This is a genomic window from Nocardioides sp. YIM B13467 (assembly GCF_042788075.1).
Lineage (GTDB): Bacteria > Actinomycetota > Actinomycetes > Propionibacteriales > Nocardioidaceae > Nocardioides.
Map to the genome: position 1 here is coordinate 53,501 of NZ_JBHZPJ010000007.1, position 14,644 is coordinate 68,144.

At 66.8% G+C, this 14,644-nt stretch carries 13 protein-coding genes; 7 read left to right on the forward strand and 6 right to left on the reverse strand.

The features are described from left to right. Positions 1-340: 340 nt before the first annotated feature. From ACFX43_RS01820 to recF, 3 genes are all read right to left on the reverse strand, one after another. Positions 341-4,564 carry a hypothetical protein gene (locus ACFX43_RS01820; RefSeq protein WP_378816278.1) on the reverse strand — a complete coding sequence of 1,408 codons (4,224 nt, stop codon included), beginning with the start codon at positions 4,562-4,564 and terminating at the stop codon, positions 341-343. 103 nt (positions 4,565-4,667) lie between these two features. Next, positions 4,668-5,237, reverse strand: coding sequence for a DUF721 domain-containing protein (locus tag ACFX43_RS01825; RefSeq protein WP_378816280.1), 570 nt, complete (start codon positions 5,235-5,237; stop codon positions 4,668-4,670). After that, positions 5,230-6,375: a DNA replication/repair protein RecF gene (recF, locus tag ACFX43_RS01830; protein ID WP_378816283.1), complete on the reverse strand. Its 1,146-nt coding sequence runs from the start codon at positions 6,373-6,375 to the stop codon at positions 5,230-5,232. Before recF ends, ACFX43_RS01825 begins: the two co-directional genes overlap by 8 nt. Before the next feature lie 29 nt (positions 6,376-6,404). Here recF and ACFX43_RS01835 point away from each other — a divergent pair, with 29 nt between their 5' ends. After that, positions 6,405-6,827, forward strand: coding sequence for an NINE protein (locus tag ACFX43_RS01835; RefSeq protein ID WP_378816286.1), 423 nt, complete (start codon positions 6,405-6,407; stop codon positions 6,825-6,827). Between the two features lie 22 nt (positions 6,828-6,849). Beyond that, positions 6,850-7,248 (forward strand): DUF2752 domain-containing protein, encoded by a 399-nt coding sequence (locus ACFX43_RS01840; protein WP_378816288.1) that lies wholly within the window; start codon positions 6,850-6,852, stop codon positions 7,246-7,248. A gap of 52 nt (positions 7,249-7,300) precedes the next feature. Here the strand turns inward: ACFX43_RS01840 and gnd are convergent, their stop codons facing one another. The 3 genes from gnd to dnaA all read right to left on the reverse strand — a co-directional run bounded on the left by gnd (position 7,301) and on the right by dnaA (position 11,829). Then, the gene (gene gnd / locus ACFX43_RS01845) at positions 7,301-8,191 is read right to left on the reverse strand and encodes a phosphogluconate dehydrogenase (NAD(+)-dependent, decarboxylating) (RefSeq protein WP_355231285.1); all 891 of its coding nucleotides are present in this window, start codon (positions 8,189-8,191) and stop codon (positions 7,301-7,303) included. Between the two features lie 83 nt (positions 8,192-8,274). Next, entirely contained in the window at positions 8,275-9,414 is a 1,140-nt protein-coding gene (gene dnaN, locus ACFX43_RS01850; RefSeq protein WP_378816292.1) for a DNA polymerase III subunit beta, read from the reverse strand. A 624-nt stretch (positions 9,415-10,038) separates the two neighbouring features. Beyond that, entirely contained in the window at positions 10,039-11,829 is a 1,791-nt protein-coding gene (dnaA, locus tag ACFX43_RS01855) for a chromosomal replication initiator protein DnaA (protein ID WP_378816294.1), read from the reverse strand. A 442-nt stretch (positions 11,830-12,271) separates the two neighbouring features. Here dnaA and rpmH point away from each other — a divergent pair, with 442 nt between their 5' ends. The 5 genes from rpmH (at position 12,272) to ACFX43_RS01880 (ending at position 14,623) form a co-directional block, all read left to right on the forward strand. Then, positions 12,272-12,409 carry a 50S ribosomal protein L34 gene (gene rpmH / locus ACFX43_RS01860; RefSeq protein WP_091044043.1) on the forward strand — a complete coding sequence of 46 codons (138 nt, stop codon included), beginning with the start codon at positions 12,272-12,274 and terminating at the stop codon, positions 12,407-12,409. A gap of 25 nt (positions 12,410-12,434) precedes the next feature. Continuing rightward, positions 12,435-12,788 carry a ribonuclease P protein component gene (gene rnpA, locus ACFX43_RS01865; RefSeq protein ID WP_378816297.1) on the forward strand — a complete coding sequence of 118 codons (354 nt, stop codon included), beginning with the start codon at positions 12,435-12,437 and terminating at the stop codon, positions 12,786-12,788. Beyond that, positions 12,785-13,054 (forward strand): membrane protein insertion efficiency factor YidD, encoded by a 270-nt coding sequence (gene yidD / locus ACFX43_RS01870; RefSeq protein ID WP_378816300.1) that lies wholly within the window; start codon positions 12,785-12,787, stop codon positions 13,052-13,054. Before rnpA ends, yidD begins: the two co-directional genes overlap by 4 nt. Before the next feature lie 61 nt (positions 13,055-13,115). Continuing rightward, entirely contained in the window at positions 13,116-14,105 is a 990-nt protein-coding gene (gene yidC / locus ACFX43_RS01875) for a membrane protein insertase YidC (protein WP_378816303.1), read from the forward strand. Positions 14,106-14,128: 23 nt separating this feature from the next. Next, a complete protein-coding gene (locus ACFX43_RS01880; RefSeq protein ID WP_378816306.1) occupies positions 14,129-14,623 on the forward strand; it encodes a protein jag in 495 nt (164 codons plus the stop codon). The last annotated feature ends 21 nt before the right edge of the window (positions 14,624-14,644 follow it).

The window sequence follows — 14,644 nt, forward strand, 5'->3', positions numbered from 1 at the left end:
AGGAGTCGTCTGGTCGGCAGCGGTCACCGGTGCGATCCACCTGTCATTTCGGTCCGGATTCGGACATGGTGTCGGTCGGGCATGCAACGGGCCGACCAGCGCCGGGAGGTTAAAACCTAGGACGATCGACCCAAACCCCATATTACCCCGTAGAACCCCGGATTCCACGCACGCCGCCGTTCCTGAGGGGGAACTGTGATCGAAATGAGCGTCTGTGCGTCTCCTGACGGTGTCTCTGCGCCCCCAGCAGGGGGCTCGGTGAGTCCCTATACGTCCGCGGGGCGCTTAGAGCGGCAGATCGCGGTCCGCGCGGTAGGCCTCGAACATGTGTCCACCATCGCTACGGTCGGCGCTCGATGCTGTGTAGATGATCCGCACCGGGACCACCATCGCCGTAGTCCCGACCGACGCCTCCGTACAAGTAGTCATAACCGGTGCCGCCGAAAAGCCGATCGTCACCCGAGTCGCCATACAGCTTGTCGTGTCCAACCCCACCATCGACGTAGTCGTTGCCGCCACCGCCACGGATCGTGTCGTTGCCCGCACCACCTGAGAGGACGTTTGCAGCAGAGCTCCCGATCAGCGTGTCCGAGTACGAGCTGCCGGTGAGACTCTCGATCGACGAGATCCGCTCGGTGCCACTTCCTCCTGTGCCCTGGGCCGCGGTGGTGTTCAGTCGCACGGTGATCCTCGATGTGGCACTGGCGTACGTCAGCTTGTCGGTGCCACCTCCGCCCGAGATCGAGTCGTTTCCCGTGCCGGGATCGATCACGTCATTGCCGTCACCGCCCGAGATCGAGTCGTTGCCACTCTTGCCGTAGATCGTGTCGTTGCCAGCACCGCCTTGGATGTAGTTGGCACCGCTGTTTCCGACGATCCGGTCTGCGTATCTGGTCCCGGTGACCTTCTCAATTCCCGTGGGAATGGCGAGGTATGCGCCCGTGCCGCGCTGGCTGAGATCGATGTGATCACTGCCCGAGGTGTCGCTCATCGTCGGAGTCGTGTTCCCGACGATCCGGAAGGTGTCGTTGCCGCTATCGCCAGAGAGCCGGTCGCTGCCGTGGCCACCGACCAACGTGTCGTCGCCGGCTCCGCCTGCCAACGTGTCGGCGCCGCTCCCACCGGTCAACGTGTCCGAGTACATGCTGCCGGTCAGTGCCTCGACCGATGTCATCGAGTCAGTGCCAGCTCCGCCGGATGCTGATGTCATGTTCGCCCGGACCGCGCTGGTCGCCGTGCTGAAAGACGCCCTGTCGATGCCGTTCCCGCCGGTGACGCGATCGTTCCCGGAATCACCACGCAGGGCGTCATCACCGTCGCCACCGGACAGGTCGTCGTCACCCGCTCCTCCGAGGACGACGTCGGAGCTGCCCATGCCGGCGAGAGTGTCATTCCCACCGCCTCCCAAGAGGGTGTTGCTCCCGCCATCACCCGTGAGCTTGTCGTCGTAGGCACTTCCCTCGAGATCCTCGATCGAGACGATCTCGTCGTCGCCCGCACCACGTGCCACCGACACGTGCGTCGCGGCTGAAGCCGTCACACCGGCAGTGGCGCTCGCGAAGGAAGCAGTGTCTCGTCCTTCGTCCCCAGCGATCACGTCGTCGCCTGCGCGACCGTCGATGGCATCGTCACCGCGTCCGCCACGGAGCGCGTTCGCGCCGCTGTCACCGATGAGCGTGTCGTCGTAGCTCGACCCGATGACGCCCTCGAGCCCGGAAAGAGTGTCCGGCGCTGCTGGTCCGCCGACCTCGGACAGGTCGACCCGGACCGGGCCCGGCTCGGTGTGGTACGACACCGTGTCGGTGCCTTCGCCCCCGTCCAGGGAGTCACGGCCACCGGCTCCGGCCAGGTCGTCGTCACCACTACCACCGTCGATGCGATTGACTCCTGCGTCACCCGTCAGGTCGTCGCGCCCGGAGGTTCCGATCACGTTCTCCGTGGTCGAGGCACCCACTTTCGTCATCTGGTAGCCGAGCGCTTTGACTGGTCCGTTGACGACATAGCGGACGCCCTTCGGAGCCGAAGCCTGGGTTTCGGCAAAGGAGACGGTGTCGATCCCGGGACCCCCGCGCACCTCGACCTGAGTCCTGTCCGTGAGATCCGGGTCGATGACGAACGTGTCATCACCGTCACCACCAACAAGGTCCCAGTGCTCGTCGCAATGGTTCCAGCTGCTCATCACCACCAGGCGGTCAGAGCCCCGGCCTCCGTCAGCACCGCACGCGATCGACCCGAGCTCGATGTCATCGTCATGGTTCGTGCCGACGATCCGGCGATAGTTACCGACGTAGTCGTTGCCATGACCCGTGGCGGAGTTGACCGACACGACGACGGGCCCGTCAGCCGCCTCGAACGATACGACGGAGGTCGTGTCGGAGAACCAGTCGTCGCCCGGTCCGCTCTTCAGCAGGTCCATTCCGTCGCCGCCGTCAAGGCTGCTGCCTGTGGCTAGGGCGGTGAGAGTGTCGTCGTACGGCGACCCAGTCACATTCTCGACGCGGACGATCTCATCGGTGCCACCTCCCACGGTGTCGATCGGGCCATCGAGGTTCAGATCGACAGTGACCGCTGCGGGCGCGGACTCGTAGCTCACCCCGTCCTTCGCGGTGCCAGGACCGCCGTCGACGTGGTCATCGCCGGCGCCGCCATCCAGCCGGTCCGTGCCGTATCCACCGTCGAGGGTGTCATTCCCGGCCTCGCCGCGGAGAACGTCATCCCCATGGTTGCCCTTGATGGTGTCGTCCCCGGCCCCGCCGGTCAGCGTCTCGCGCATCGAGGTTCCGACGATCACGTCAGCAGCGGGCGATCCGGTGAACGCGCTGAGGTCGGGACTCCAGTCGCGGACGTCGCTCGTGATCACGTCATCGCCGGCCCCGGACACGGCGATCGACCCGGTGGAACCGGCCAGATCCACGCTCACCGGGCCGGCGACATCGGCGTACGAGACCTCTCCGACCCAGCCCTCACCGTACTCGATGTGCACTACGTCAGCTCCCGCCCCGGGGAGGGCGAGCTTGCTCGACCACATCTGGTCGTCGCCGTCTCCGCCGATCAATGTGTCGGCGGTCGGCACCACGGACCCGAGCAGATCCGCCCCTGGCCCGCCCGCGACGTGGTCGCCGCCCACGGTGGTGCCACGGCCCTCGTACGCCGTCAGCCCCTGCGGCAGGGCATCCGGATGATCGAGCACATCGTCACCATCGCGTCCGTCGATGGTGTCCTGGCCGGACCCACCGAAAAGGGTGTCGGCACCGTCGGAGCCGTTGAGGACATCATCGAAGGTCGATCCGACGACACTTTCGAACCCGGGGACATGCTGGGATCGATCACCGGCCGACACCATCGTGGTGCCGGCGTCATACCTGATCGCGAGCTCGGAGTCTGCGAAGTCGACGACGTCGTTCCCCGACTCGTCGCTGATGGCGTCGGCGACCTCGCCGATGACCACGTCGTCACCGACGCCTCCTGCGATCTGATCCGCTCCTCCATGGCCACGCACCATGTCGTTGCCATCGCCACCGATCAGATCGTCCTCGCCGTCATCTCCGTGGATGACATCAGCACCACCGCTGCCCGTGATCTGATCGCGGCCGGCACCACCGTGCAAGGCCTCGTCCGCGGCCGTTCCGATCAGCACGTCGTCGTAGGCGGAGCCGAGGACCTCGTCGACGCCCGTCACCGTCGCCACGGTGCCGCCGATGTCCAGGACATCCGTTGCCAAGTCGACCTTCGCGGGGGTGTCGATCGGTCTCAGGTCGAGAGTGTCCACGGAGCCGGCCCCATGGATCAGATCCGCACCCGCAGCCGGCTCGATGACGATCCGGTCACGCCCTGATCCACCGCTGACGGTGTCGTCGCCCGACCCGCCGTAGAGGTGGCTTCCACTTGCATGCGCCGTGAGCGCATCCGCCCCCGGCCCACCGCGAAGGTCCCCACCACCGGTGAGGACGTCGTCGTCCCCGTCGCCGTAGAGCACAGCCTGGTAGCTTCCCGAGCAGTCGAACCGATCACTGCCTGCACCACCACGGAACCACGACGTCGTCCCCTCGGCGTCACAGTAGATCGAGTCGTTGCCCTCATCGCCCCACGTACTGGCTCCCTGGGCATGGATGGCGTCATCACCCTCGCCACCGAAGATCATGTAGGTCGAGGAGGTTCCCGTGATCTGATCGGCTCCGCCCTCACCATAGACCTTGGTCTCGCCACCGTTGATCGTGTCGTTTCCGGGCCCGCCATGGACATCGCGGCCATGTCCACTCTCGATGGCATCGTCACCATCCCCGCCGTAGATCACGGCGGACGAAATGCCGTGCGTGCCGTCGGGCCCGCAGATGGTGTCGTTTCCACCGAGGCCGTCGATCGTTCCACTCACGACCGCGACAGCCGAGATCACATCGTCGCCTTCTGTGGCGGCCTGGCCGGCGGACAGATCGACGCTCACGACCTTGCCCTGGCAGGTGACGGGTTCCTCCACCGCAACTGCCGGCGGGCTCTGAAGACAGAGCAACGCGGCGGCGGAGATCGAGGACAGCGACAGCACAACGCCAGGGGCACGCAACAACACGACGACACCTTCGGATCCGAGCGGAGAAGTGGGCCGCTGAACCCGATGTATTGCGGCGATCGGGAGGTTAGCAGTTCGCCATCGCCGTCACTCGCACTGTGGATCAACCGTAGGTGTCGCGTGGCCCGCGGCCGTCGCGTACGCCTCGGGGACCCTTCTTCCACGAGGGAAGATGCGGGCCGAGCACCTCGATGAGGAGGACGGTTCCGTGACCGAGCTCCTCGTTGAGACGCTTCACCAGGGTGGGTGCCAGCAGCTTGAGCTGGGTGGCCCAGGCGGTGGAGTCGGTGCGTACGGAGAGCTTGCCGTCGGCGTACGACTCCGGGGTGGTGTGGTCGGCGATCTCCTCGCCGACGATGTCGGGCCAGCGGGCCATCACGCCGTGGACGCGCAGTGAGGTGTCCCAGCCGTGGTCGTTGACCATCCGGCTCACCACCGAGTCGATGAGCTGGGGGTCGCGGTCATCGGGCCGGGCGCCGGAGACCGTGCCGCGTCGGGTGGCGTTGTCCGGCGTACGCCGCTTCTTCCGCATCCCTGCCTTGGGCGCGGGCATCTTGGCGGTGGCTCGGGTGAGGGAGCGGGCCAGGTCGAGTCCGTCGGCTCGCTTCTCCGGCTCCTCTTCTTCTGGGGTGGTCTCGACAGGCTCGACCACCTCGGGGTCCTCGTCACTCATCGCGGGTCACCTCGCCTGCCTTGACGTGGTAGCGCGCGCCGGCGAGAGCAGCAGGTACGTCCTCGGGGACCGCCGCGGTGACCAGAACCTGCTCGGCGTCTGCGACCAGCTCGGCCAGCTGGACCCGGCGCTGGCTGTCGAGCTCGGCGAAGACGTCGTCGAGGATCAGGATCGGGTCGTCGCCGTCGGCCCGCAGCAGGTCGTACGCCGCCAGCCGGAGCGCCAGCGCGAAGGACCAGGACTCGCCATGGCTGGCGTAGCCCTTGACCGGGAGGCGCTCGGCGCCGGCGCTGATGTGCAGGAGGAGATCGTCACGATGGGGGCCGACCAGGCTGATGCCGCGGTCGAGCTCGTCCTTCTGGCGTCTCGCCAGCTCTTCGAGGATCGCTTGGCGGAGGGTCTCGACGCTGGGAGTGGTCTCGACAGGCTCGACCACCGGTTTGTAGGTGATCTCGGCGTCGTCGCGGCTCGCGCCGCGGGCGACCGTCTCATAGGACTTGCCGACGTACGGCCTCAAGGCCTCCACCAGGGCGAGCCGCTGGGCGAGGATCTCCGCGCCGATGGCGGCGAGGTGGTCGTCCCAGACCGCCAAGGTGGCGAGGGCACCCTCGCGGGCGGAGCCGCGCGCGAGGCCGGCGGTCTTCAGCAGCGAGTTGCGCTGCTTGAGGACGCGGTCGTAGTCGCTGCGTACGCCTGCCAGGCGGGGTGCACGCAGGATCATCAGGTCGTCGAGGAAGCGCCGCCGGTCGGACGGATCCCCCTTGACGAGAGTCAGGTCCTCGGGGGAGAAGACGACGGTGCGGACCAGGCCGACCAGGTCGCGGGTGCGGGGGAGCGGGCTCTTGTTGATCCGGGCCTTGTTGGCGCGGCCGGCGTTGATCTCGACCTCGAGCGTCGCGGTGCGACCGTCGCGTACGACGGCGGCGCGCACGACCGCCTGCTCGGCGCCGGCCCGGACCAGCGGCGCATCGGTGGCGACCCGGTGGGACTGCAGGCGGGAGAGGTAGTCGATCGCCTCGACCAGGTTGGTCTTGCCCTGGCCGTTTCGCCCGACGAAGGCGGTCACGCCCGCCTCGAGCGGGACCTCGACGCTCGGATAGGAGCGGAAGTCGTGGAGAGAGAGGTGTGAGACGTACATCGGGTTTCCTCTCTCGTTAAGGTGCCTGCATGACCCAGTCTCCCAACCCTTACGGCCCGCCTCCAGGGCAACCCGCCCATAGCGAGCCGGCCGGACCTTTCTATCTGTCGGTGATGGGCCAGGTCCATGGGCCCTACCCGGTCCAGCAGCTCGCCCAGATGGCTGCCGCCGGGCAGATCAAGTCGGACACCCCGGCCAGTCTCGGCACCGACCAGCAGTGGTTTCCCGTGAAACAGATCCCGGGTGTCTTCTCCAGCCGCGAATGGCTCGTCACCCTGCTGCTCTCGATCTTCCTGGGTTCCCTCGGCGTCGACCGGTTCTACGTCGGACAGATCGGCCTCGGCATCCTCAAGCTGATCACCTGTGGTGGCTTCGGGATCTGGACGATCATCGACATCATCCTCATCATCGTGCGAAAGTTCCCGGATGCCGACGGCAAACCCCTCGCCTGACCTGCATCAGCGCATCGCGGCGGTGAGCTCCACGGAGGTCACCGCCGCCATCGGCGCCGGCGGGATCGTGATCGCGGCGCTCCTGCCGGCCGGTGGCATCGAGGACGGCCCGGTGCTCTGCCCGTTCCGTGCCCTCACCGGGCTTCCCTGCCCCGGCTGCGGTCTGACCCGGTCGTGGGTCTACCTGATGCACGGCGACATCGGCTCGTCGCTGGCGAGCAACTGGTTCGGACCGGTCCTCATCGTGGCGATCCTCGTCCTGGCCGCGGTCTCCGTGCGCGCCCGGCTGCGCCGGAGACGCCCCGCCGACCTCGACAAGCTGGTGCGAAGCCCGATCATCCTGGGCTTCTTCGCCCTCTTCGTCGCCTACGGCGCCGTACGCCTGATCCTCACCATGACCGGAGCAATCCCCGCCATCTAGGTGGTCGAGCCGGTGGTCGAGCTTGTCGAGACCACCATCCCGTGCCGAAGACTCAGGCCTCCGACTCCGAAATGACGGCGTGCCCACCGAACCCGTTGCGCATCGCGGCGATCGCCTTCATGGCGTGGTCGTCCTCCTGGCGCGAGACGAACCGCGCGAACAGCGAGGCCGAGATCGCCGGCATCGGGACGGCGTTCTCGATCGCTGCCTCGACGGTCCAGCGACCCTCGCCCGAGTCGTCGGCGTAGCCCTTGATCTTGTCGAGGTGCTCGTCGGCGCGCAGCTGGTCGACGAGTAGATCGAGAAGCCAGGAACGTACGACGGTGCCCGTGCGCCACGAGGCGAAGATCTCGGGGACGTTGTCGACGATGTCGACCTTGTCGAGAAGCTCCCAGCCCTCGGCGTAGGCCTGCATCATCGCGTACTCGATGCCGTTGTGGACCATCTTGGAGAAGTGGCCGGCGCCGGGCGTGACGCCGCAGTGGACCAGGCCGTCCTCGGTGCCGGTCGGCTTGAGCGCCTCGAAGGCGGGCATCACCTTGGCGGCGTCCTCGTCGGAGCCGCCGTACATCAGCGCGTAGCCGTTCTGGAGGCCCCAGACGCCGCCGGAGACACCGCAGTCGACGAAGCCGATGCCGTTCTCGGCGAGGCTCGCAGCGTTCTTGGCGTCATCGGTGTACTTGGAGTTGCCGCCGTCGACCACCAGGTCGCCCTCGCCGAGGAGCTCCTTGAGCTCGGCGATCGTGGAACGCGTCGGGTCGCCCGCCGGCACCATCACCCAGACCACCTTGGGGCTGGGCAGCGCCTCGACCAGCTCCGCCAGGCTCGCCACGTCGGCTAGATCGGGGTTGCGGTCGTATCCGACGACGGTGTGACCAGCCTCCCGCAGCCGGGTGCGCATGTTGCCACCCATCTTGCCGAGGCCGACGAGTCCGATGTGCATGCAAGTTCCTATCAGGCGAAATCCGTGGTCGAGCTGACCATCGGTGGTCGAGCTTGTCGAGACCACCCTAGTTAGCGGGTGGATCAGGAGAGCAGGCGGCGCGGCATCAGCAGGTAGCGGAACCCCGGCTCCTCGCCACCCTCGGCCGGCTTGCCGCTGATCACCACGGGCTTCGGAGCCTGCGTGAAGGCGAGCTCGACGACCTGCTCGTCGATGGCCTGCAGCCCGTCGAGGAGGAACTGCGGGTTGAACCCGGTGGTCAGCCCCTCGCCCTCCATGGTCGCCTCGATCGACTCGGACGCCTGGGCCTCGTCGCCGGAGCCGGCGTCGAGGGTGAGCACGCCGTCATCGAAGACCATCTGGACCGCGGTGTTGCGCTCGGCGACCAGGGCCACGCGCTTGACCGACTCGACCAGGGAGGCTTTGTCGACCAGCGCGGTGGTGAGGTGCTCGGCCGGGAAGAGGCTGCGCACCTTCGGGAACTCACCGTCGAGCAGGCGCGTCGTGGTGCGACGTACGCCACCTGCGGCCGCGCCCTCGAAGCCGATGATGCCCTCGCCGGTGCCGGTGGTGGACAGCGCGAGGGTGACCTCGCTGCCGCTGGTCAGCGATTTGGCCGTGTCACCGAGGACCTTCGCCGGCACCAGGGCCGCCAGGCTCTCGTCGGGAGTCGCGGGGTTCCACTCGAGCTCGCGGTGGGAGAGCCGGAAGCGGTCCGTGGCGAGCAGCGAGATCGTGGAGCCCTCGATCTCGAGCCGCACGCCGGTCAGCACCGGGAGCATGTCGTCGCGACCGGCGGCGGTCACTGCCTGGGCCACGGCGTGGGCGAACAGCTCCGACTTCACCGTGCCGGCGGCGGTCGGCATCTCCGGCAGGGTCGGGTAGTCCTCGACCGGCATGGTCTGGAGGCTGAAGCGCGCGCTCCCGCAGGTGAGCGAGACGCGGGCACCATCGGTGACCATCTCGACCGGCTTGGCCGGAAGACTGCGACAGATGTCGGCGAGCAGCTTGCCGGAGACCAGTGCCTTGCCCTCGTCGGCGACCTCGGCCGAGAGCGTCGCCCGCGCGGAGGTCTCGTAGTCGAATGTCGAGAGCACCAGGCCCTCGTGACCCGCCTCGATCAGGAGACCTGAGAGCACCGGGGTGCTGGGGCGGACCGGAAGGCTGCGGGCAGCCCAGGCGACGGCATCCGCGAACACGTCGCGGTCGACGCGGAACTTCACGATGACCTGTCCTTCTTCTAACTCGACATCGGGGCGTTTGGGGACATGCGGTCCGGGCTGTGCTTGAACCTTGGGGGAAGACGACACCGGTTCGGAACGCCCCCGCGTTGACATGACCTGGAGTACGCATCCTGCCACGGACCGCCGACAACCGGTAAGCGCTCAGCTGTGTCGGGTCTGCACAGGCGTACCTGTGCACTCAGCTCGTCGAGCGGGTTGTCCCCAGGGAAGGGCGTTCGTGGAATTTCACGGAGGATCCATGGATCTAAATAGTTTCGTACGTCGTAAGAGCATCTGTGGGAAATGTGGATGAGCGGCGTCTTCCCTGGTCATGCCCGGAAATGTGATTCCACAGGGGATGTGGACGCCATGCTGAAATGACGCACGTCACTGTGGGCTGTGGAGAGTTGTCGGCCCGTTCGAGTGTTTTGTGCACAGGCCATCCCCTTTTCCATCCCATTTGAACGGCCGGTTCTCCACAGGTTCCACCCAGCCTGTGGGCTGTGGACAACCTGGGAAATCTCGTCCTGTGGGTTTTCGCCATCTCAAAACGCGGAATGGCCCAAAACGCGAAACGGCCGCCGGCCCGGAAGGGGCGGCGGCCGCGTACGACGGCTGGTTCGGCTAGGCCTGGCGCGCCTGCATCTTGACGCGGTTGGTGAGCTCGGAGACCTGGTTGAAGACGGCCCGGCGCTCGGCGAGCAGCTGGTTGATCTTGCGCTCGGCGTACATGACGGTGGTGTGATCGCGGCCGCCGAAGTGCTTGCCGATCTTGGGCAGGGAGTCCTCGGTGAGCTCCCGACACAGATACATGGCGATCTGGCGGGCCATGACGAGATGACGCCCACGCGAGGGCCCGGTGAGCTCGTCGATCGACAGCCCGAAGTACGCGGCGGTCTGGGCGATGATCAGGCCGGCGGTGATCTCGGGCTCGCCACCCTCGGGGATCAGGTCCTTGAGCACGATCTCGGCCAGGGTCAGGTCGACGTCCTGCCGGTTGAGGTTGGCGAACGCCGTCACCCGGATCAGCGCACCCTCGAGCTCGCGGATGTTGGTCTGGATCTTGCTCGCGATGAACTCGAGCACGTCCGGCGGCGCGGTGAGCCGCTCCATGGCGGCCTTCTTCCGAAGGATCGCGATGCGGGTCTCGATGTCAGGCGGCTGGACGTCGGTGATCAGACCCCACTCGAACCGGTTGCGCAGCCGGTCCTCCAGCGCCTCGAGCCGCTTGGGCGGCCGGTCGGAGGTGAGGACGATCTGCTTGTTGGCGTTGTGGAGCGTATTGAAGGTGTGGAAGAACTCCTCCTGCGTCTGGGTCTTCCCCTCCAAGAACTGGATGTCGTCGATCAGCAGGACGTCGACATCGCGGTAGCGCCGTTTGAACCGGTCCTGCCGGTCGTCGCGGATCGCGTTGATGAACTCGTTGGTGAACTCCTCCGAGCTGACGTAGCGCACCTTCGCCCCGGAGTAGAGACTCCGCACGTAGTGGCCGATCGCATGCAGCAGGTGGGTCTTGCCCAGACCCGACTCCCCGTAGACGAGCAGTGGGTTGTACGCCTTGCCCGGCGCCTCGCTGACCGCGACCGCGGCCGCGTGCGGGAATCGGTTGGAGGACCCGATGACGAACGTCTCGAAGGTGTACTTCGGGTTCAGGCGGGTCTCGAGGACGTTGTGGCTCGGCTCGCTCGGCCGCGTGGGCGGACCAGGGACGAGCGGCCGCGGCGGAACCGGCTCCGCGATGGGAGCCACCGGAGACGCCGGGGGATTTGTCGACATGTCGCCATATCCGGGACGTACGTCTTCATGCGCCGCGGGCGGAGCCGGCTGTTGCGCGGCCGGCGGGGCGGCGAGGGGAGCCTGCGGCGCCGAGTACGCAGCGGGCGCGCCCTGCTCGTCGTGCGGCGCGCTCGCCGGCGGGACGCCGGGGATCAGGCCGGGCGAGTTGGGCGGGTAGACCGACTGGTGCGGGAACGCCGACTGGTTGGGGGCTGCGCTGTTCGAGAATGGCGACTGCTGCTGCAGGGCAGCGGCGGCGGCAGCGTCCGCGGCGGCGATCTCCCGCTCGGAGATCATGATCGCCTGGGTGTCGGGATCCGGCGTGACGTCGAGATCGGGGTTCACGGTGACCGCGATGCGGATCTCACGATGGAAGATCTCGCCCAGCGACCTCTCGAGGGAGCCACGCAGGCGGCCCTCGATCTGGTTGCGGGTGAAGTCGTTGGGGACCTCGACGATCGCGGTCGACCCGTGCAGAGTGAGGGGTTCACTGTCCCGGAGCCAGGCCCGCTGGTTCGGCGGAAGCTCAGCGACCACCTTCGTCCATGCGGACTGGAGATCTGGCTGTGGTTCTGGCGCGAGGCCGGAGTGCTCCACAGGTTCCTGCCTTCCCTGATGGCTCGGGTGGGTGGTCTTCATTGATGCAGCCTGGATTCATGCAGCGGTCCGGTCTACATCCTCCACAGACTTTTCCACAAGCTGTGGAGCATCCCCGAATGTAGGCATCGGAGACCAACCGAGACACGTCGCCGTCCTCGAGAATCCGACCGTTTCGGCAGGTCAGGCGGGAAAACTAGTTCCCTGCGTGGCATCCCCCCGAATGCGGCCGATGCTCCTGACGATGTGCAGGGAAACCTCGGTAGAGGACGAAACTACCGGCTGGCGAGGGTCATGGGCAACCCGTCCTCCACAGGGAGAAGGCGAATCACAGGTGTGTGATAGGGCGCGAGTTTGACCGTGGTTTCGCCGTCCACGTACCGTTACTAGGTCGCCCGTTCCACGGGTGCGTGATTCTTGGTCCTAACAAGCAGGACAGCCGGAAGAGCGACCGGCCACCACACCACACACTAAGGAAGCACCCGTGAGCAAGCGTACTTACCAGCCGAACAACCGCCGCCGTCACAAGACGCACGGTTTCCGCCTGCGCATGCGCACCCGTGCCGGCCGCGCGATCCTCGCTGCGCGCCGCGGCAAGGGTCGCAAGAGCCTGACCGTCTGAGGCCGCGGCCTCAGCCACCACGCGCGTGTTGCCACGTCGCCACCGACTGGTCGATTCGTCGGGCTTCAAAGAAGCAGTACGACGAGGCAAGCGCGCGGGCTCGAAGAGCCTGGTGGTCCACCTGCTCGTCCCCGGCACCGGCCCAGCTGCCGACCGGGAGGGCGAGCCGCAGGTGGGCTTCGTGGTGAGCAAGGCCGTCGGTCCGGCCGTCGTCCGGAATCGCGTGAAGCGCAGACTGCGTCACCAGGCCCGGGAGTCCCTGAGCGGACTCCCGGGCTCTGCTGTGCTTGTGGTCCGTGCGCTTCCTGCTGCCGCCGACGCTTCGTATGTCGACCTCGGCACCGACCTGAAGCGATGTCTCGCGCGGGTGCTGTCATGAGTTTCGTGCGGGGTGGTCTCGACAAGCTCGACCACCTGGTCGCGGCCGTCCTGATCGGACTGCTTCACGTGTGGCGGACCCTGATCAGTCCGCTCTACGGCGATGTGTGCCGCTACTACCCGTCGTGCTCGGCGTACGGGCTCGAGGCCGTCAAGACGCACGGCCCCTGGCGCGGGAGCTGGCTGACGGCGCGCCGTCTGGCCCGTTGCGTCCCTTGGGCCAAGACCCGGGGCTTCGATCCCGTACCGGCCCCGAAGAAGATTTGAAGAGACCCTGAAGACCTGGTCCGTGTAAGTGCGGACTCCCCAAACCGAGGAGCCTGATTCCGTGGGAGCCATAGGCGATCTGTTCGGATGGATCGCAACACCGCTGTATTACGCCATCTCGGGCATCCTGCTCGTGTGGCAGAAGGCGTTCTCGTACGTCATCCCGTCTGAAGGTTGGCAGTGGGCCCTGGCCATCGTCGGCCTGACCGTGACCATCCGCGCGCTGCTGATCCCGCTGTTCGTGAAGCAGATCAACTCCAGCCGCAACATGCAGCTGCTGCAGCCGAAGGTCAAGGAGCTGCAGAAGAAGTACGGTCACGACCGCGAGAAGCTCGCCAACGAGACCATGAAGCTCTACAAGGACTCGGGCACCAACCCGTTCGCGTCCTGCCTGCCGCTGCTGCTGCAGATGCCGATCTTCTTCGTGCTGTTCCGCATGCTCGAGCACGCCTCGGACGGTGTCGGCAAGGGCTTCCTGAGCGACGAGGCGGCGCACGAGTTCGCGACGTCGACCTGGCTGGGCTCGCTGCTCTCGGACCAGTTCACGACGGCCGACCATATGAGCACGTACTTCCTCACCGGGTTCCTGGTCGTGGCGATGATCGCGACCACCTTCCTGACCCAGCGTCAGCTGATGTCGAAGAACATGCCGGCCGACGCCATGACCGGTCAGTACGCCCAGCAGCAGAAGCTGCTCCTCTACGTGCTGCCCGTCGTGTTCGCCGTCGGTGGTATCGCCTTCCCGGTCGGAACGATCCTCTACTGGACCTCATCCAACCTGTGGACGATGGGCCAGCAGTTCTACGTGATCCGCAACAACCCCGCACCGGGGACGCCGGCGTTCGACGCCAAGCAGGAGCGCGAGCGGGAGAAGCGCCGTAAGAAGGGTCTGCCCGACGCGGAGATCGACATCGCCGAGGCCAACGAGGCCGCGGCCGAGAAGCGTCCCACGCAGCGCACCCAGCCCAAGAGCCAGACCAGGAGCCAGCGGAAGAAGGCCGGCACGACCGCCGGTCGCTCCACGACCCAGAAGGACGGGGGAACCAAGTGACGACTCAGGATGTGAGCGAGACCGTGACTGAGCCTGTGGAGGACGTCAGCGACGAGACGCGCCTCAAGCAGCTCGAGCAGGAAGGTGACATCGCGGCGGACTACCTCGAGGAGCTCCTCGACATCGCCGACCTCGATGGAGACCTCGACATGGACGTCGAGGGCGACCGTGCCGCCGTCTCGATCGTCGGTGGCGACCTGCAGCAGCTGGTCGGCCGTCACGGCGAGGTCCTGGACGCGCTCCAGGAGCTGACCCGGCTCGCGGTCTACCGCGAGACCGGCGAGCGGTCCCGCCTGATGCTCGACGTCGGTGGCTACCGTGCCGACCGGCGCTCGACGCTCATGGCGCTCGCCGAGGAGACCGTCGCGAAGGTCAAGGAGTCCGGTGCTCCGGTCTCGCTCAAGCCGATGTCGCCCTTCGAGCGGAAGGTCGTCCACGACGCCGTCGCCGCCGCCGGGCTCACGTCCGAGTCCTCTGGTGTCGAGCCGCGGCGTTACGTGGTCGTCCTGCCTGAGTGACGCTTAGACAAAGAGATCGCC

Excerpts from the sequence above, each read along its gene's own strand:
- ACFX43_RS01825 (WP_378816280.1), bottom strand. The coding sequence starts at position 5,237 with ATGAGTGACGAGGACCCCGAGGTGGTCGAGCCTGTCGAGACCACCCCA.
- recF (WP_378816283.1), bottom strand. The coding sequence starts at position 6,375 with ATGTACGTCTCACACCTCTCTCTCCACGACTTCCGCTCCTATCCGAGC.
- ACFX43_RS01835 (WP_378816286.1), top strand. The coding sequence starts at position 6,405 with ATGACCCAGTCTCCCAACCCTTACGGCCCGCCTCCAGGGCAACCCGCC.
- gnd (WP_355231285.1), bottom strand. The coding sequence starts at position 8,191 with ATGCACATCGGACTCGTCGGCCTCGGCAAGATGGGTGGCAACATGCGC.
- dnaA (WP_378816294.1), bottom strand. The coding sequence starts at position 11,829 with ATGAAGACCACCCACCCGAGCCATCAGGGAAGGCAGGAACCTGTGGAG.
- yidD (WP_378816300.1), top strand. The coding sequence starts at position 12,785 with ATGAGTTTCGTGCGGGGTGGTCTCGACAAGCTCGACCACCTGGTCGCG.